Annotated in this window: 15 protein-coding genes and 1 pseudogene; 6 read left to right on the plus strand and 10 right to left on the minus strand. The window is 45.8% G+C overall.

The window, feature by feature from the left end:
* Positions 1-353 precede the first annotated feature (353 nt).
* From BDD30_RS13195 to agaR, 9 genes are read right to left on the minus strand one after another with little or no spacing between them, the layout of a single operon-like run.
* Entirely contained in the window at positions 354-2258 is a 1905-nt protein-coding gene (locus BDD30_RS13195) for a hypothetical protein (protein ID WP_012776968.1), read from the minus strand.
* 44 nt (positions 2259-2302) lie between these two features.
* On the minus strand, positions 2303-3157 hold the full coding sequence (locus BDD30_RS13200) for a tagatose bisphosphate family class II aldolase (RefSeq protein ID WP_012776967.1): 855 nt from the start codon (positions 3155-3157) through the stop codon (positions 2303-2305).
* 9 nt (positions 3158-3166) lie between these two features.
* A complete protein-coding gene (agaF, locus tag BDD30_RS13205; protein WP_012776966.1) occupies positions 3167-3601 on the minus strand; it encodes a PTS galactosamine/N-acetylgalactosamine transporter subunit IIA in 435 nt (144 codons plus the stop codon).
* A 22-nt stretch (positions 3602-3623) separates the two neighbouring features.
* Positions 3624-4517, minus strand: a complete 894-nt coding sequence (locus BDD30_RS13210) for a PTS system mannose/fructose/sorbose family transporter subunit IID (protein WP_041381581.1) — start codon at positions 4515-4517, stop codon at positions 3624-3626.
* On the minus strand, positions 4507-5292 hold the full coding sequence (gene agaW, locus BDD30_RS13215) for a PTS N-acetylgalactosamine transporter subunit IIC (RefSeq protein ID WP_012776964.1): 786 nt from the start codon (positions 5290-5292) through the stop codon (positions 4507-4509). Before agaW ends, BDD30_RS13210 begins: the two co-directional genes overlap by 11 nt.
* A 10-nt stretch (positions 5293-5302) precedes the next feature.
* Positions 5303-5785 carry a PTS N-acetylgalactosamine transporter subunit IIB gene (gene agaV, locus BDD30_RS13220; protein WP_012776963.1) on the minus strand — a complete coding sequence of 161 codons (483 nt, stop codon included), beginning with the start codon at positions 5783-5785 and terminating at the stop codon, positions 5303-5305.
* Entirely contained in the window at positions 5751-6968 is a 1218-nt protein-coding gene (locus BDD30_RS13225; RefSeq protein ID WP_012776962.1) for an AgaS family sugar isomerase, read from the minus strand. The genes agaV and BDD30_RS13225 overlap by 35 nt, the downstream gene beginning before the upstream one ends.
* Positions 6965-8260, minus strand: a complete 1296-nt coding sequence (locus tag BDD30_RS13230; protein WP_041381579.1) for a D-tagatose-bisphosphate aldolase, class II, non-catalytic subunit — start codon at positions 8258-8260, stop codon at positions 6965-6967. Before BDD30_RS13230 ends, BDD30_RS13225 begins: the two co-directional genes overlap by 4 nt.
* 35 nt (positions 8261-8295) lie before the next feature.
* Positions 8296-9069 carry a transcriptional repressor AgaR gene (gene agaR, locus BDD30_RS13235; RefSeq protein WP_012776960.1) on the minus strand — a complete coding sequence of 258 codons (774 nt, stop codon included), beginning with the start codon at positions 9067-9069 and terminating at the stop codon, positions 8296-8298.
* A 401-nt stretch (positions 9070-9470) separates the two neighbouring features.
* Here agaR and ampC point away from each other — a divergent pair, with 401 nt between their 5' ends.
* Positions 9471-10628: a class C beta-lactamase gene (gene ampC / locus BDD30_RS13240; protein WP_012776959.1), complete on the plus strand. Its 1158-nt coding sequence runs from the start codon at positions 9471-9473 to the stop codon at positions 10626-10628.
* Between the two features lie 94 nt (positions 10629-10722).
* Here the strand turns inward: ampC and BDD30_RS13245 are convergent, their stop codons facing one another.
* Positions 10723-12246, minus strand: coding sequence for a Tle-like phospholipase domain-containing protein (locus BDD30_RS13245; protein ID WP_012776958.1), 1524 nt, complete (start codon positions 12244-12246; stop codon positions 10723-10725).
* Positions 12247-13432: 1186 nt separating this feature from the next.
* Here BDD30_RS13245 and BDD30_RS13250 point away from each other — a divergent pair.
* From BDD30_RS13250 to BDD30_RS13270, 5 genes and pseudogenes are all read left to right on the plus strand, one after another.
* A pseudogene (locus BDD30_RS13250) lies at positions 13433-13588 on the plus strand (helix-turn-helix domain-containing protein); the annotation flags it as partial.
* 269 nt (positions 13589-13857) lie between these two features.
* A complete protein-coding gene (locus tag BDD30_RS13255; protein ID WP_012776955.1) occupies positions 13858-14490 on the plus strand; it encodes a response regulator transcription factor in 633 nt (210 codons plus the stop codon).
* A complete protein-coding gene (locus BDD30_RS13260) occupies positions 14487-16031 on the plus strand; it encodes an MASE1 domain-containing sensor histidine kinase (protein WP_012776954.1) in 1545 nt (514 codons plus the stop codon). The genes BDD30_RS13255 and BDD30_RS13260 overlap by 4 nt, the downstream gene beginning before the upstream one ends.
* Positions 16032-16248: 217 nt before the next feature.
* Positions 16249-17547, plus strand: coding sequence for an MFS transporter family glucose-6-phosphate receptor UhpC (gene uhpC, locus BDD30_RS13265; RefSeq protein ID WP_012776953.1), 1299 nt, complete (start codon positions 16249-16251; stop codon positions 17545-17547).
* A 52-nt stretch (positions 17548-17599) separates the two neighbouring features.
* On the plus strand, positions 17600-18631 hold the full coding sequence (locus tag BDD30_RS13270; protein WP_012776952.1) for an ABC transporter substrate-binding protein: 1032 nt from the start codon (positions 17600-17602) through the stop codon (positions 18629-18631).
* The last annotated feature ends 108 nt before the right edge of the window (positions 18632-18739 follow it).

The following is an 18739-nucleotide window of genomic DNA, read 5'->3' on the forward strand; positions in this document are numbered from 1 at the left end:
CCTTCAAGTTGCTGCTTTGTTGGCTGCTTTCACTCACCCCAGTCACATAGTTATCTATGCTCCTGGGGATTCGTTCACTTGCCGCCGCGCTGCAACTTGAAATCTATTGGGTATATTTGTTTCTTAAAATTAAGATGGTCCTCATATCTATAATCATCCTCAACAAATGTTCTTAAACGGGGATCATATTTCATCTTATAACTCCATTTATATTTATAGTTAATTGATATATTATCGGAATCGGCCATTTTTTCTTTAATTTTTCTGAACTTTTGTGAATTGGATCAAGTTTACCCAAATAATCGTTGCCCCGAATAAAATAGTTTATTCAGGGCAGGTTAATAACACTGTGATTATTTCGATGGCGTCAGAGAAAAGGTCAGTGTCTCTAACGGCTGAAGGGTAATCAGCGCCGTTTTATTGATAAACTTCGGCACCGAGTTGTTCTCACCATAATCGATATTAACGTCATATACCGAAGGTTGATCATCAGGTAATTCGAGATCGCTTTGCAGATCCAGATAATATTGTTTCACTTCATCCGCAGGATTGCGCAAAGTAATAATCGACTTTTTCGGACTCCAGGCTCCCCAACCGTACACCTCTAGATCCGTGGGATCTTTCCCAATCCAATGGGTATCAAACAATACATCTTGGTTTTTCTCTGACCATTTAGCCGCGTTTGCCAGCGTATCCCAATCCTCTATAGTCAACAGTTCAGGCGTCACATACATCTCCTGTAACTGAGTACCGCTGCCAAAATAGCTCCAGACTTGATCAGAAAAATCTTTAGGTGACTGTTTATCCAGATGCCTAGCCTGTTTAGCATAAACAATGCCATGTAGCATCAACGAATTCAGTGGGAACAGCGGCCCCTTTCTTACGACATTACGATAAGTTTCCGCATCACGGTAGGTAAGCCACTGCTGCACTTTGGAACCTTTACCGTAAAACTCAACATCATAGCCACCACGCCAAATAGAATCGGCGAAAAATAGCCAGGAAGGCGTGGCTTTGGTGCCGGTCGTCAAGTTGATAAACAGATCGTTTCTTGTACTGCGCATATCTTCAATTAGATGGATAGCCGCATCAAAATCACTGGTGAATGAACTCCCTTTAATCACACGATCAGCATTGCCAGTGCCATCTAACTTAAACATGGATACATTTTGTTGTTGAATTAAGTTGAGCACCCGGTTATGGAAATTGGCGTAATAATTAGGGCCTGAAAGCGCAAATCTGCCATCTATTACTTCATAACCAAACTCCGCCGCATGAGAAACACGTTGCTCACCAGGTGGGCCATAACCGCCCCAAGGAGAAAGCCAAATACCTAAACGAGTACGATATTGATCTGCTGCCTGTTTAAGATTTTTGAACTCATGGGGAAACGCCTGACTAAAACCCCAATCTCCTTTGAGGTTATCCCAACCATCATCAAACAGATAACCATTCAACGTCACACCGCGCTTAGTCACCAACTCCTGCCCAAACTGATTGATACGGGTCAACGCCTCCTGTTCGGTATAAGGCGTGAAGAAACCAATATCGTACCAAGAGTTGTAATGTAGGTAAGGACTATATTTACGCGGACGAGCATTGTTCAAAAACTCATTGACGTTGCGCCGCAATTGCCCTTCCTGATAAACACCAATATACGTCTTATAACTTAACGTTTTCCCCGGCTCCAACGGGATAGAGAGTGCAATTTTTTGCGAAACGCTGCCTTTATAAGCCTCAGTGTTAATCAATGGATTACCAGGAACAATAAAGAAGCTATCGCTGATAATCGGTGAACTGACGATAGAGCCGTGAACAAAAGGAATTGTAGAGCGAAATGGCATCAACGAGACAGAGCTGAGCTCCAACGCGTTTTCTTGCGGTGTAATGGTGATTTCAAACGAGCCGTATTTATCTTTATCCTCCACAGTAATTATATTTTTTACCTGTATGTCGCCATGTTTCAGGGAGACAACAATACGATTGTGCTTTTTGCTGATATCAGTAATCTGAAAATCTTTAGCCGCAAGCTTCTCTCCTGATTTCAACGTGATTTCAAACAGATTGTCAGTGATAATTTGATCGCGGTTTTTCGGGTTCTCAAATTTTAACTGAGTGGTTTTACCCTGCTCGTCGCTAACAGCCACGCGGTAATTATCCCCCTGCAACTGCCAACTACCCGCCCAAACCGATGTACTACACAGCACAGAACTGGCTAACAAACTAAGCGTAATTTTATTTAACGTTCTTATTTTCACAGCAATTTCCTTTATCAGATAATTGAAAAAACAGAACCTTACCTTTACAACTTACCTGCACTGCCACAAATCTGAATCTTTTCTTCAACCACTGCCTGCATAGCCTGCTTTCCTGGCACGATATATTTGCGTGGATCATTCGCATCCGGATGCTGAATAAAATAGCTTTTTACTGCATCAGCAAAAGCAATTTTCAGATCAGTTGCTACATTGACTTTACAAACGCCAAGCGCAATCGCCTGATGTACCATAGCTTCAGGAATACCCGACGCACCATGCAACACTAACGGAATATCTACCTGTTCCCTGATCGCCGCTAACCGCTCAAAATCCAGATGAGGTTCACCATGATACAAACCATGAGCAGAACCAATCGCTACCGCTAGCGAATCGATACCGGTACGGGCCACAAAGGCTTTCGCTGCCAGCGGATCGGTAAAGAAGCTATCGGCGTTGGAAACATTCAAATCATCTTCCTGTCCCCCCAGCCGCCCCAATTCCGCCTCAACGCTAACATCGTAACGATGGCAAAATCGTACCACTTCAGTCACTTTACGAATATTCTCTTCAAAGGGTAAATGCGAGCCATCAATCATTACCGAACGCACACCTACGGTCACTTTATGGCTGATATCCTCCAATTCCTCATGATGATCGAGATGTAACGCCAGCGGCAAATTATGACAACGCGCCGCTTCCTGACAAATCGACACCAAATAGTCAGTACCCGCATAGCTAAAGGTAGCTGGTGTACCCGCTAGAATCACGGGGGATGCCAGACGTGCCGCGGTTTCCGCTACCACCTGAACCGTTTCCAGATTGTGGACATTAAAAGCAGGGACTGCATAGCCTTCACGCAGAGCTTTTTTCAGCATTTGACGACTGGAAATCAGATACATATAAGCTCCTTAGATACCATCCAAATTTGGGCTGCTATATCCCTGTTTCTGCTGTTCATGCCACAGGCTAGTCAACCCGCGCCGCCCACACTCTAGCGCCATATCACGAAATGCTTTTGGCACCAGCCCCTCACGATCCAACATCATTTCTACCGCCAGTTGCATATTAGTCCCCGTGATAACTTCATAATGTGGATTGGTTATCGCGAGTTGTGCCGCCTGCCGGAACGGTGACCCCCCCAGTAAATCACTGAGAATAATCACACCATCACCACTGTCGCAGACAATGCAAGCCTCCTCCAACAACACCAGCAATTGTTCCGTACTGACTCCTTCCGGAAAATCGACAGCGCAACATTGGGGCTGTTGCCCTACTATCTGTTCCACTGCTTGCAACAAACCGCTGGCGAAACGACCATGCCCGGTGATTACAATACCTAACATTCCATCCCCTCAACGTCGCTTGTTAAAGAAAACCAACAAATTTACCTACAATGCCGAGCACTACCGTCAAACCAATTAACTTGACCGGCGAGAATCCTTTTTTCATCAGCCAAAACACCAACAGGGTGAAACACAATGGCAGCAAGTTAGGCATCAATTTATCCAACACATCTTTTTGTAGCGCCACACTCGCTTTACCCGCATTGACCACCACCGGCGTCGAAAAACGGACATACGAAGCCACTAGTGCTCCTATCACTGTCATCCCAACGATTGATGCCGCATGGGAGATATTTTTAGTGTGTGTTTTTAACAACGCTAATGCATTGATACCCGCCCGATAACCATAATGGGCCAAACCAAAACGCAAACCGAAATGTACGATGTTGAATAGCAATAAGAATACGATGGGACCAAATAAGCTCCCCTGTAGCGCCAAAGATGCGCCAATACCGGCGCAGATAGGTAACAGCGTCAACCAGAATAATGCATCACCAATCCCGCCCAGCGGTCCCATTAGCGCCACTTTCACCGCGCGAATAGTGGAAATTTTTTCCTTATTTCGCTCCATCGCCAGCACCAAGCCCGACAGTAAAGTGGCATCAAATGGATGCACATTGATAAACTCCATATGCATCTTCATTGAATTCCCCAGATCCTGCGGGTTCTTATGGATCTTACGCAATCCGGGAATCAAGGTGTATAACCAGCCCCCCGCTTGCATACGCTCATAGTTAAATGATGCCTGTAACAACAAAGAGCGCCATGCCATACGATTCAGATCGCCTTTAGTCAGCGCCTCACCCGGCATACTGTCCTGATAGTCATCTTGCTCAACCTGACTGGTCGCCAACGCCTGTGCCATCCTTTTCTCAGCTTTATCTGCCATAGCAGTATCGGTGTCGTTAAATGCCATCTTCCATCTCCTGAGATTGGGTGGTAGGTGCGCTGCGTTCAGCCACATCTTCCATACGGGAACGGTTAAAGAAATCGATTAAAGCAATCGCAAATGCACCGAGTGCTACGGCGATAATCGGCATATTAAGGAATGTGACCGAAATGAAACCCAGAATAAAATAGGCAACATAGGTTTTTTTCATCATCATTTTCATCAGCATTGAAAAGCCGATGGCAGGCATCATACCGCCAGCAACCGCCAGACCATCTAGCAGCCACTGTGGTGCTTTCTGTACCATGATACTGGCAGCGTCGGCACCAAAATAAATTGGCAAAAATGCCACGATAAAATAGAAACAAAACAGAATGGTAATGCCCAGATAGTTGACCCGCTCCACACCGCGCCAGTTCAATTCTTTCACCATCTGATCGCATTTATGCATCATTGGTGAGAACACAGTAAATAGCAGGGTAATGCAACCCTGTACCGCAATGGAGAATGGCACTGCAATACCAATTGCTACTTTAGGATCAGCATTCGTTAGAATGGCAAATGCCGTCCCAATCACACCGCCAATCACCACATTAGGCGGCTGGGCACCAGCCAGCGGCACCATTCCCATCCAGACCAGCTCCAGCGTCCCCCCCACCAATAAACCCGTCTGTACATCCCCTAAAATCAGTCCAACCAATGGACCAATTACTACCGGACGGTGAAAATGGGTCAACCCATCAAATAGATCCACCCCCGCCAACCCAGCCAATAATCCTATCAATATCGCATCAATCAGCATAACTCACCTCTCAGGCCAGTAACTTAGCGATAGGTTCTCCCGCTTCGTCCGGCACTCGTCGAACCTCGCAAGTGATACCTAATTGCTCCAATTCACGAAACACCACCACGTCACTGTCATCAACCGAAACCGTCTTATGGATTTGACGCTTGCCTTCGGCAAAATGCATATTACCCACATTAACAAAACTGATAGGTACTCCTCCCTTGACCAAGGTCAGTACATCCTGTGGCGTTTTACAAACGATAAAAATCTTCTGGCGTTCAGCCGCTTTATGGATCACATCAATGGTTTTCTGTAAGGTGAAATAACGAGTCTGAACCCCATCGGAAACCACCATATCCATTAGGTTTTGCTGCACCAAATCACTGGCAACTTGATCGTTAGCCACCAATACCAGATTAGCTCCCAGTGAATTGGTCCAGGTCACACCTACCTGACCATGCACCAACCGGTTATCAATTCGAGTCATTAAAATATTCGGTATCGACATAATCACTCCTACTACATTCAGTTGTTTGTGAGTACGCTAGATGGAAAGGATAAATTTCCACTCCCTTCACCACACGGTTGACTTCCCCTGTCGGACATGGATTGTCTGGCGTTATGCCCAGAGCCAGCGAGGTTTCAAACGCTAACATCTGCAAAAACATCAAATAGGGGAACAACAGCCAGATATCATCTTGTTCACTATTAATTACCGTGAACCCTTTCCCCTGTGTGCCACTCAATGCCACAATTTGACACGCCAATCCGTCATGATTCAGCTCATGCCACAAATCGAGATCATAACGACGGCGATACTGATCAGCAGAGAGCATCATGACGACCAGCGTATCCCGTTCGATCATAAACTTCGGCCCATGACGTACTCCCATTGACGAGTCGTAACGCGTAGCAACATACCCGGCAGTCAACTCCAACATCTTGAGGGCGCCTTCTTCTGCTACGCCGGTAAAACAACTGGAACCCAGACACATCATGCGCTTAAAACCACTGCGTGCTAGCAACTTAGTCTGTACCTGCCACTGCTTCCATTCCCGCTCACATAACGCGGCCATCGTCATCAATGGCGCTCGACTCTGTTCCAATGTTAACGGTCCCAGCAACAACGCAGTTGCCAGCGTCATACAACTAAAACTGGAAGTCATGGCAAAACTTTGATCATGAGAACTCTGTGGCATGTTCAGTGAGTAAACGTGGGAACGACCTTCGGCATAACGCGCTAATGCGCCATCAGGATTACAAGTCAGCATCAAGTGATAACAGCACGGCAACAACTGATCAGCCAGCTGCACCGCCGCCACACTTTCCGGGCTATTGCCCGATCGTCCGTAAGAAATCAGCAATGTTGAACGCGTTGGATCAAGATACTGCAAAGGAGCAGGCACAATATCTGTCGTGCTGTACGCTACCACCTTCAGCCCACATTGCTCACGTAACCAAGGTGCCAGAGCACGCCCAACAAATGCTGAGGAGCCTGCACCGCACAGCACTATTTGTAATTCCGGATCAGACAACAAAGGTGCCAAAAATGGTTGCCACAGTTCTTTCTCACGTTGCAGGTTTTGATATAACTGACGCCAAAGCTCAGGCTGCTGATGAATTTCTCTGGCCGTGTATAGCGCGTGATGCTCACGTAGCCAGGCTTCGGTGTAGGAAAACAGTTCACTCATACTAACGCTCCTTGTACCTCAAACTCACAAGCCTGAGCATAACTCAGCAACACAGACCGAATCTTATCCAACACCCAAGCGTGCGGATCATTGTCCAACCGTCCAGCGTTAACTGCCTGCGCTTGCTCTGGCAGGTACTGACTTAGCAATGAAAGGGAAACAGGACGACGACGCAGGTTATCCATCAAAGTGTTAACGGCTTGCTGTACCTGCGGGTGCGGCCAGTAGTAACGCACGCGATCGCTCAAACTGTATTGACGATCAATAAATTGTTGCTGCGGTGTGCCGTGGTAATAACGATTCCAGTGCTCCGGCTGCTCAAGCATGACCTGTTCCAAAGTGGCACACAAATGAGCGGCTTGCTGTTCACTATTCCATTCACTATCAATCTTATCGAGTGCGAAAAGCGCTTCACGCAGGGCAAAAGTCAACGCTGGGCCGACTTTCAGAATAGCGAAATGATCACGTACCAGTTCACGGTAAGCTTGTGCCGTTTGATAATCAGTAGAATGAGCTTCATAGACCAAATAGGGTTGGGATTCGATATATTTACTCAGTGCCGCCGCACGCTTAGGTTGGTAGTGTTCGATATGATGGTGATCGAACTCTACACCCGGCTGAACCACCAGCGCAATTACTCGCGGCCATACCTGCTCCAACCCAGCCAACTGCCAGGCTTGCCGGTGCACATTCAACGTTGTGGCCGCTGCCTGAGGCGTAGTGACTTGCATACCTGCCAGTGCTTCTTTAGCGCCACCCGGTACGGGCACTTCGGTACCAATTACATAAACAGGCGGTTCTCCCCCCACCTGTTGCCAACAGCGCTCTGCCACCTGACACAAACGCGCAGCCCGTACCGCAACCTCCTTGTCACCAAGCGGTATCGGATCATCAGCACAAGACATAGAGCAATCAAGGTGGATCTTACGAAATCCCGCCGCCACATAATCATGTACCAAGGTTTCTGCCAGCTTCATTGCTTCCTCTGCGGGGTGATCTTGCCAGGCATTCGGCCCAAGATGATCACCGCCCAACCAGATACGATCACGCGGTAAACCAATGCGATCTGCTTGTTGCCAAACTGCATCACGAAACTGAACGGGTTGCATACCGGTATAACCGCCAAATTGATTGACCTGATTAGATGTTGCTTCAATCAGTACCGATGTCTTACGCTCTTTAGCGACGCACAAAGCACTTTCCAATACCCAAGGATGGGCAGAACAGACTGAATAGATCCCCACCGCTTCACCTGATTTGTGGCGACGGATAAGTTGTAATAGTGATTGCATGGTATCTCCCATGCGAGCAAGAACCTTGGTAAGAGCTACTCGTCGGCAATAATTACATCTACGCCGAGTTCAGTTAATGCCCGCCTGTAGTTATCGGGGACCCGGCTGTCAGTAATCAGCCGATGAATCTGTCCGGCCTGACGGATCATACAAAAGCTTCTGCGCCCAAATTTACTGGCATCCGCCACAGCGATAATTTCATGTGCCACCTCACACATTACGCGATTAAGGTGAGCTTCACCGGAGTGTGGCGTGGTTATCCCTGCTTCCAGATCAAACCCATCGACGCCAAGAAACAGAGTATCAAAACGATATTGACGCAATTGCTGTTCCGCAGCCGGACCATAGAGTGAGTAGGAGTTCTGACGTACACTCCCGCCAAGTACCATCACATTTATCTGGTCAAATCCCGCTAGTTCATAGGCGATATTCAACGCGTTTGTCATGACCACCAAATCACGCCGTTCCTTAAGATGTGGCACGATTTGCGTAGTCGTTGAGCCGGAGTCAAGGATCAATGCATCACCGTCCTTAACAAACTGTGCTGCTTTAGCCGCAATGCGCGATTTCACATCACGATTCATTCGGCCCTTATCTTGCAGAGGGCGATCAAAGGCAAATTGCTGATTTAACATGGCACCGCCATAGGAACGCAAAACACAGCCTTTCTGTTCGAGATAACGCAGATCATTACGGATAGTGACGCTAGAAACCCCAAAACGAGAACTCAAATGCTCAACACGTACACTGCCCTCATGGCACAGCAGGTCGATAATCTGTTCACGTCTTTTTACGGTATCCACAGCCATTCCACTATGCTCCTCAGATTTCCAGCGACATATTCACGTCACCTGTGATGGATTGCTTTCTCTCTCTTTCGGTTTAATTACAGCAAAAGCAATGAAATGAAATTGTGATCGGTATTACAGTCTATTATATAGCCAAAAACCAACCAAAAAACTTTCGATTAGAAACAAAGTGAAAGAAAACATTCAATTCTCTGGTTACTGACTATTTACCCAAGAATCAGTTTTCATCCACATTTTGGGTAACAATTGATATGAAGAAACGAAAGCGCTTGGTTTTCAATCATCAACCGCAAAGTTTTATTTTGTCAGGTGATAAAGATCACAAATTTTGTAATTGGGTGTGCAAATCCTGATAAAATCTAGGACTGAAAGTACTCACTGTAATTTAGGAAACGACACAAATGACAAAACGATTTTCGGTGCTGACTGGCAGTCTGCTGCTTGCCGCATCTCTCGGCGTTCAAGCCTCGAATACACCCGATCAGACCCGTCTGACAAATACGGTTGATAAGACCATACACTCCCTGATGCAGGAATATGACATTCCAGGAATGGCGATTGCGGTAACTTTCCGCGGTCAACATTTTTTCTATCAATACGGTGATGCATCAAAAGAGAGCAACACGCCGGTCACCAAAGAGACAATCTTTGAATTAGGTTCGGTCAGCAAAACCTTTGCCGGCAGCTTGATTTCCTGGGCACAGGTGACGGGAGCCATTTCCTTCTCCGATAAGGCCAGCCAGCATTTTCAACCGCTTGCAGGCAGTGCTTTTGACAACATAAACTTGCTGAATATTGCCACCTATACTGCGGGCGGCCTGCCATTACAATTCCCTGATGAAATCGACAACAATAGCAAAATGGTAGACTGGTTCCAGCACTGGCAGCCAAAGTACCCCCCCGGAACCTACCGCCAGTACTCCAATCCCAGTATTGGCCTGGCAGGCTATATCGTTGCCCAACGCCTTGAAAAACCTTACTCAATACTGGTGAAAAACCAGATCCTTTCACCGCTTGGTCTGCACCATACCTGGTTTAACGTGCCCGCGCAGGAGATGAAGAATTATGCATTGGGTTATTCAAAAGAGAATAAACCGATTCGCATAAACCCGGGCGTGCTGGATGAGGAGGCCTATGGCCTGAAAACCAGTGCACAGGATCTGATCGGCTTCGTTGATGCGAATATCGATCCTTCCCGCGTAGGTGACAGCAAACTGGCACAGGCCATTCGGGCAACTCATACCGGCTATTACCGAACGGGTGAGATGACGCAAGGGCTGGGCTGGGAGCTTTATCACTGGCCCGTTACCCTTGAGCAGGTCCTGAGCGGTAACTCCGCGGAGATCGCTTATCAAGCCAACAAAACCACGGAACTATCACCGCCAGAGCCGCCAACGGATGCGCTTTTTATCAATAAAACCGGTTCCACCAATGGCTTCGGCGCGTATGTCGCGTTTGTGCCGCAAGAGCAAATGGGTATTGTGCTACTGGCCAACAAAAACTATCCCAATGAGGCACGCATCAAAGCGGCCTGGCAAATCCTCAAAGCACTGAAATAACACGCAATTGCGTTAAGTACTGGGTCTTTAAATACCGTGTCTGTTAGCAGCGATAACGCCTCCCAGGAGGCGTTGTCCATGACATATCGAGTCGTTAAGCCAGTAAGGCTTCCAAACCAGCGGTCACCGACTCCATACGGTGACCACCTGAGTCCTCAATCACATAACGCTTGCCCACCTGGGAGCTGGCATCCAGACCAAAAATGCCATGTTCAACCTTTTGACTCAGCGGATCATTACTGGTATTGATGTGGGTGACATTGACACTATCCAACTTGTCGGCTAACCGATCCCGCAATCCTACATGCAATCCCATGCTATTGAATACGGTGACCTTGATCCCATGTTTGATGCCCGCATATTGCGCCAACCCGCCGCCCAAGGAGTGACCTAGAACCTCAACCTTATTGCCATATTGTTTAGTAAAGGCTTTAATCAAGCGGTCTGCATCTTGAAACGCGCTGTCCTTGATCCCCAAAGCAGCGCAGACATCACTCTTTATAGTACCAGGACGTTTAGTTGGCTGAGTGCCCACAAAGGAAAGCACCACGGTATCGTCACGCTTGTAAACAGCGACCTTGAGCGCAGACCAGGCATCTCCTTCAAGGATTAAAGGATCATTCTCCCCCTTGCCGGGACGAACATGCAGGGTTAACGCCTCGCCGGTCCCGCCACTACCATCCTCTCTGCGAGCCAATATCGAAGACGGGATATCAGCCAAAGTGGCATGACTGTAACCTGTCGGCATCTCCCGATAACTACTGGAGCAACTGATTCTCGCCAATCGGGCCGCATCCATCACTGCTCTGGCTCCTGCAACATTCAACGGCTCTTGCTCTGCTTTAGCTACAAACGTTGGTTTGACGAGTACTTTGGCAGTATTCAGCAATTTCTCGGCACGCGTTCTAGCCTGTAAATGATCAGACACACCAAGCGGTAGATACGAAACTCCCTTCATAACCGCTCCAGACAGCCCTAAGGCTGAAGATACCAACAAACGCCCCGTGAATTCCGCCAGGTTTTTAACTCCGGCAACACCGACCGAGATCGCACCACTTATTACACTACTAGCGCCGCCCATGATATTGGCCAATCCCTTAATAATGGCCCCAGTCCAATAAAGCGCCTTACCTTTAGCACTTTGTGCATGGGAGTCATGTCCTCTCTGTATGGCAGTACCAATCTTGCGAACTGGGGCATTCAGAGTCAGACATTTCAGTGTGGTGGTCAGCACCTTGCCCGGTGACACTTGGGTACCAAGGCCAGTACTGGTATAACGGGAGGCAAGACGATGCTCAACATTATGACAACTTTTATCCATTAACTCCTGAATACGGCGTTCTGGTGATGACAAATGATGTGCTTTTGGAGATGATTTTTTTTCTGCCGGCTTAAGGACCCCTATAGTCTCCTCATTTTCTGATTTAAGTTTAAGAATGTTTGGGTTCTGTTCCTTAAATTCTTCGACATTTTTCGGAGTATTTTTGTTATGTTGTAAAGAGGTATTTTTTATCCCTGTTATTAGTTTTGCTAGGTCTGAATTTTCTGCTTTTGCTGCTTCGTTTACTTTGGTAGATCCACATAATAAGTGCGACACCGTTACTCTGGCAGTAGACATGTTCGTATTCCTTTAAATAACTCATTGGATTTATACCCTTCATCCTTCAAGTTGCTGCTTTGTTGGCTGCTTTCTCTCACCCCAGTCACATAGTTATCTATGCTCCTGGGGATTCGTTCACTTGCCGCCGCGCTGCAACTCGAAATTTATTGGGTATACAATCGGTATTTTAAATAAGATTCCCAAATAGCATCACATCTTATCCCACTCATAATTCTATTTATAACAATGAATTAAGAAGGCCATGTGTGGCAGAATTATGAAACGTTATTTAATTATTTTATTAAATATTCATACATAACTTATCTGATTTTTATAGCCAGATTTACTAAACTCCCTCTTAATCCATTTCTCTAATAATGTTTTTAACAAATTTATAGAAAATAGAAGTTATGTCATTTATCGCACTTATGGAACAGAAAAAACAATATCTCGAGTGTTTTCTGTTTTTGTTGCATAACAATCGCACGCATATGTGAATTCAAAACCACAATATATTTCCTTGTTATTTCAAGAGATAACTATATCAATATCGTGTGGAGATTTCAGTTTACTAGTTGTGATTATTTTGGATTTTTCGTGAAGGTGACTTGTTCCTTAATTAGATATCCGTGGTTGTGTGCACAGCCTTATCCGGTTGCCAAAACCCAGCTCATCAATATTTTCATTTCTATCGAAGATTACCCCTTCCAGATTTCCCTGGGGACGATAAACTTTCTTTAAAAAAAAGCATAGACAGTTTTAACTTCTCTTAATTCCTGCTCTCTTAATCGTATCCAATGTTCAAATTCAAGGGGGATAAAGACGCCTATTTTCTATTTTTCATCACTAATAAGTGACATGCAACCAAACTAATGTTAATGATTGTAAAAATAAATATCATGAAGTTGTCATATTATTGATAATAAATGACTTTATTAAATCACCCCTTTTAGTCCCTATAGTATATACCCTTCATCCTTCAAGTTGCTGCTTTGTTGGTTGCTTTCACTCACCCCAGTCACATAGTTATCTATGCTCCTGGGGATTCGTTCACTTGCCGCCGCGCTGCAACTCGAAATCTATTGGGTATAAGGCATTGAAAATACCGTATAACCATATTGTTGGCATATAAAGAAGGAAGTAAATTGGTTTGTAAAAAGGAGGATCGAAAGAGTGTGTCTACTCTCTTGGATTAAATTAATTGGTGAAACAACAGGAGCTTGCCGTAGCAGTTGGTGTAAGCTATGACTTGGTAAAAAGCGGGGAAAGTAAACGTTGCCAACCAACTGGCGCAGCAAGAAAGCCGCTTATTTTATTGCAGATTAATCCTTTTATTATTAACCAGATCAAATCTACCTGACGTTATTTCAGCGCGCCTAAATGGGCGCGCTGCATTTTGTACCAGGGATTTAACACTCATTCTTCCCATTTTCACCCATACTCAACGTTATACAGGTTGATCACAAACTCAAGGCTAACAAACCCGCTCTTTCACTGAATCTACTTAATTATCACGTAAAAATTCACTAAATTTGTTAGCTTTCTTACAGATTTAGTTGATTAATTTGCACAACCTGCTTTTCCTGCACATCATGTAAGTTATTGTGTTTATAATTAATAACAAAAATTATGATTAGAATTGCACTTATTGACGACCACGTCGTTGTCCGTTCCGGCTTTGCCCAATTACTGACTCTTGAGAATGATCTTGAAATCGCCGGACAATATAGCAGCGCCAACGAAGCCTGGTTAGATTTACTCAGGAACCCGATTGATGTTGCGGTAATGGATATCGCGATGCCGGATGAAAGTGGTTTGCACCTGCTCACCCGGTTACGGCAAAAACGGCCCGATTTCCGAACCATTATTCTCAGTATTTATGACACCACCGCATTTGTACAAAGTGCATTGGATGCCGGTGCCTGCGGCTATCTCACCAAACGATGCGGCCCAGAAGAGTTGGTACAAGCCGTTCGCTCAGTACATAAAGGCGGTTGCTATTTGTGTGCTGATGCACTGAAAGCCCTACGTCAAACACCACAAGACATTAAAGCACTGCAAATTCTCACCCCCAGAGAACGCGAAATATTTGATCTGCTTATCAATGGCATCAGTGCTAAAACTATCGCCGAGCAACTCAATCTCAGCCCTAAAACCGTCCATGTTCATCGTGCCAATATTCTTGGTAAATTACAGTGCGATAGCACCATCGAGCTGGTTCATTATGCCCTGCAACACCAACTTCTAACGAGGACTCCATGAGCGGTGGATTACGCTTTAGCTTGTTATCACTATTTCTGCTGATTTTTTATTCACTGAGCTGGCTTTCTCTATGGACCATCAGTTTCTACCTGAATGATAACGGGCAACAAGCCACACTACTTCTACCACAAGGATTAAGGCTAGCGCTGCTTATTCTACTGGGGCGGCGCTATCTGCCAACCTTATTAGTCACTGAAGTCATCATCTTACTATGGCTCGGCAGCGAACAGCTTATTACTGACAATATCATTCTGTTATCGCCATTTCTCAGCCTGATACCCACTTTTATGGTCCAGCGGATCTGGTGGCGCTATATCTTGTATTGGCAGCGGCTCTCCATTTTACTGGCAGGTGTAGCCATCAATAGTGTATTGCAAGCGGCTTGTTTAGGATTTGCTCTGACTGCGGAACCCAGCTACTTATTTCTTACCTCTCTAACTGGTGGTGTTCTACTGTCACCCTTTGTTTATCTGATCTATGAATATCTGCGCCAGCAACATCTGAAAAATATGCTGGATTCTGGCTATTTTGATCCACAATTACGCACTTCCCTGCTGATGTGGTGCTGCCTGTTCTGCTTACTCGGGCTGAGTGCCCAAATCTTTATATCACCAGAAATTGAGAGTCTTTTGGTGATACTGATATTTATCCCCAATGTATTTATGGCCTATCGCTATGGCTGGCAAGGTGGTGTGCTGGCTGCTTTATTGGGCAGTCTGATGATCACATCAGCCCGACAACTCAACGGAGCTTTTAACGATTTAGGCGAACTGGAAATGTTCCTGATCATTCAGGCATTGTTAGGAATCGGTCTTGGGATAGCTATCAGCCGTCAGCAACAACTCGCTGAAAACCTGCAACGTTACCGTGAACTATTGGAGCAAGAGCTAACCGCCCGCCATATCCTGATGAAGAAGCTAGTTCACACAGAAGAAGACATCCGTAAAAGTATCGCCCGCGAGTTACATGATGAAATTGGTCAGAATATTACTGCTATTCAGATTCAGGCAACGTTGGTAAAACGGACTGCCACTTCTCCAACAACAGAAATGATCGCAGAGCAGATCAACCATCTTGCTCAACAAATTCATCAATCCACCCGCCAATTACTGCGCCAGTTGCGGCCTCCAGTTTTGGAAGAGATGTCTTTAGAAAAAGCGCTCCACCATCTGATCGATGAATTCGCATTCAAACAACAGGATATTGATTGTCAATTAAATTATCAGCTTCCCCAAAATCCAGTGAATGAAACGGTGATTTTTACCCTTTATCGTCTGGTTCAAGAGTTGCTGAACAATATCAGTAAACATGCCAAAGCTACCCACATCAATATCACGTTGCGACAACGCCGGGATGTGATTGAACTCAGAATTAGTGATAACGGAATCGGTATCACCGAAGATAAAAGGAAAAGCGGTTTTGGTCTTCAGGGCATTGAAGAACGTATCCAGGCGCTAGGCGGAGACTGGCAGTTAAGTAATGATAACGGTACACGCATAATTGTTAACCTGCCCACAAATTCTGATGAAAATCAGGCATAACTAAGCATTATTCTTAGTTACCTAAAACCTTATCCCATTCATTTTCATTAATTTTTCTTTACATTCATTTTCCATAGCGGTCGGGCTGACGGTGTTAGCCCACGGAGGGAAGGTAAGTCTTGACTCGCGTCACTGCGGGTCCGGCACATCTCTGTGAAGTGGGAATCCTCTTCTTTAAGTAGAAGTAGAAGAAGGAACAGTCAAGGAGGAATCGCCTATGCAAGCCACCAACCAAGAACAGATCTTACAACGCTATCGCTATTGGCGTAGCCGTTTACTGATTTCTATGATCATTGGCTATGCCGCATTTTATCTGACGCGCAAAAGTTTTAACTTTGTCATGCCTGTTATGCAGTTAGAACTAGGGCTAGATAAAGGAGATATCGGTTGGATAACCAGTCTATTTTATCTGGCTTACGGCAGCTCAAAATTTGTTTCCGGTATATTCCACGATCTCACCGGCTATCGCTGGTTTATGGGGGCCGGATTAGTGATGACAGGCGTATTGAACATTATGTTCGCTTTCTGCTCATCATTTTCTGCCCTACTGATCATCTGGACGTTGAACGGCTTCTTTCAGGGCTGGGGATGGCCCCCCTGCGCAAGGTTACTGACACACTGGTACTCCCGCAATGAACGAGGCTTCTGGTGGGGATGTTGGAACATCTCTATTAATATTGTTGGCATCACTATTCCAATGTTGTCAGCTTTTCTGGCAACAACTTACAGCTGGCAGGCTGTTTTGATGATGCCGGGAATTATCGGCATTTTATTGGGTATCTGGCTCTGCTATCAGTTATGTGGCATACCACAGCAACAAGGTTTACCCAGTATAGGACACTGGCGACAGGATTTACTGGAGCTGCGACACGAACAGCTATCGCCTCCCATGCCAATGATGCAGATACTGCGGGATACCATTCTGACTAATAAGACTATCTGGTTATTGGGACTATCCTACCTTCTGGTCTACCTCATCAGAATGGCGATTAATGACTGGGGGAATCTGTGGTTGTCAGAAATACATGGCACCAATCTACTCAGTGCCAATGCAACACTTTCACTGTTTGAACTCGGTGGTCTGGCAGGTGCGCTCCTCTCCGGTTGGGGATCTGATTTGCTGTTCCGCGGCCAGCGCGCCCCTATGATTCTACTATTCGCGCTGGGATTATTTATCTCTGTCACCGCATTGTGGCTAACCCCCATTCATCACTATGCACTGTTGGCAGCCTGTTTTTTCAGTATCGGTTTTTTCGTATTTGGCCCGCAAATGCTGATTGGGCTGGCAGCAACAGAATATTGCCATAAACAAGCCGCCGGAACGGTCACTGGTTATCTGGGATTGTACGCCTATCTGGGCGCTGCCATGGCAGGCTGGCCAATGAGTCAGGTGATTGCACATTATGGTTGGTCTGGAATATTTGCCCTGCTTACCGTCGCAGCTGCCATGATGGGTTTGCTATTGATGCCTCTGTTAATGGCAGACGTTAGTAAAAGGGAACATATGGCCGGGTAACACCGCCACTTTCCTCCAATGATAAGAAGTTCTGAATACAAAGGACAAAATAATGAAACTAAAACCTCTCTCTACACTCATCGCAGCAGGTCTAGCCGTCGCTGCATTCACCAGCAATGCTCAAGCAGCTGGCCGTTTGATTGTTTATTGCAGTGCAACTAACGCCCTATGTGAAGCTGAAACCAGAGCATTCGGTGAAAAATACGATGTCAAAACAACATTTGTCCGCAATGGTTCAGGCAGCACACTGGCAAAAATTGAGGCAGAAAAACGCAATCCACAGGCTGATGTCTGGTATGGCGGTACGCTAGACCCGCATTCTCAGGCGGGGGAAATGGATCTACTGACCGCATATAAATCACCTAATCTGACGCAAATCATGCCGCAGTTTCGCGATCCCGCTAAACGTAAAGGCAACTACACCTCCGCGGTTTACGTTGGTATTCTTGGCTATGGCGTCAATACCGAACGCCTAAAAGAGAAGAAGATCCCAATTCCTACCTGCTGGAAAGATCTGACCAAGCCGATATATAAAGGTGAAATTCAAATTGCTGACCCTCAAAGCTCAGGCACGGCTTATACCGCACTGGCAACTTTTGTCCAATTATGGGGCAAAGATCAGGCATTTGATTACCTGAAAAAACTGAATGCCAACATTTCTCAATACACTAAATCCGGTGTCGCCCCGGCACGTAATGCAGCTCGTGGTGAATCGGCAATTGGTATCGGTTTCCTGCACGATTACTCACTGGAAGTCGAAAATGGCGCTCCATTAAAACTTATCGCACCATGCGAAAGTACCGGTTATGAAATTGGCGGTGTCAGTATCCTTAAAAATGCCCGCAATATGGACAACGCTAAACTGTTCGTTGACTGGGTGCTATCCAAAGAAGCACAAGAATTGAGTTGGAAGAAAGGCAAAGCTTATCAGATTCTGACCAACACCACGGCGAAAGCTTCTCCTTTGGCACTGAAATTATCCGATCTGAAACTGATCAATTACGACATGGATAAATATGGCACCAATGATGTACGCAAAGAATTAATCACCAAATGGGTGACCGAGGTGAAAATGGCTAAATAAGGTCAATTAAGGGCGGTCTACTCCGCCCTTAGAAGCTATCTATCAAGCTACCTCATTAATCACATCCTGGAGGATAGATTCTTACTACTGTTATCTCACGATAATAAT

This window comes from Photorhabdus asymbiotica (assembly GCF_003634575.1).
Classification (GTDB): Bacteria; Pseudomonadota; Gammaproteobacteria; order Enterobacterales; family Enterobacteriaceae; genus Photorhabdus; species Photorhabdus asymbiotica.

What these genes read in the sequence shown, in the direction of transcription:
- BDD30_RS13200 (WP_012776967.1), bottom strand. Translation starts at nt 3,157, where the DNA reads ATGTATCTGATTTCCAGTCGTCAAATGCTGAAAAAAGCTCTGCGTGAA.
- agaF (WP_012776966.1), bottom strand. Translation starts at nt 3,601, where the DNA reads ATGTTAGGTATTGTAATCACCGGGCATGGTCGTTTCGCCAGCGGTTTG.
- BDD30_RS13210 (WP_041381581.1), bottom strand. Translation starts at nt 4,517, where the DNA reads ATGGCATTTAACGACACCGATACTGCTATGGCAGATAAAGCTGAGAAA.
- agaW (WP_012776964.1), bottom strand. Translation starts at nt 5,292, where the DNA reads ATGCTGATTGATGCGATATTGATAGGATTATTGGCTGGGTTGGCGGGG.
- agaV (WP_012776963.1), bottom strand. Translation starts at nt 5,785, where the DNA reads ATGTCGATACCGAATATTTTAATGACTCGAATTGATAACCGGTTGGTG.
- BDD30_RS13225 (WP_012776962.1), bottom strand. Translation starts at nt 6,968, where the DNA reads ATGAGTGAACTGTTTTCCTACACCGAAGCCTGGCTACGTGAGCATCAC.
- BDD30_RS13230 (WP_041381579.1), bottom strand. Translation starts at nt 8,260, where the DNA reads ATGCAATCACTATTACAACTTATCCGTCGCCACAAATCAGGTGAAGCG.
- agaR (WP_012776960.1), bottom strand. Translation starts at nt 9,069, where the DNA reads ATGGCTGTGGATACCGTAAAAAGACGTGAACAGATTATCGACCTGCTG.
- ampC (WP_012776959.1), top strand. Translation starts at nt 9,471, where the DNA reads ATGACAAAACGATTTTCGGTGCTGACTGGCAGTCTGCTGCTTGCCGCA.
- BDD30_RS13245 (WP_012776958.1), bottom strand. Translation starts at nt 12,246, where the DNA reads ATGTCTACTGCCAGAGTAACGGTGTCGCACTTATTATGTGGATCTACC.
- BDD30_RS13255 (WP_012776955.1), top strand. Translation starts at nt 13,858, where the DNA reads ATGATTAGAATTGCACTTATTGACGACCACGTCGTTGTCCGTTCCGGC.
- BDD30_RS13260 (WP_012776954.1), top strand. Translation starts at nt 14,487, where the DNA reads ATGAGCGGTGGATTACGCTTTAGCTTGTTATCACTATTTCTGCTGATT.
- uhpC (WP_012776953.1), top strand. Translation starts at nt 16,249, where the DNA reads ATGCAAGCCACCAACCAAGAACAGATCTTACAACGCTATCGCTATTGG.
- BDD30_RS13270 (WP_012776952.1), top strand. Translation starts at nt 17,600, where the DNA reads ATGAAACTAAAACCTCTCTCTACACTCATCGCAGCAGGTCTAGCCGTC.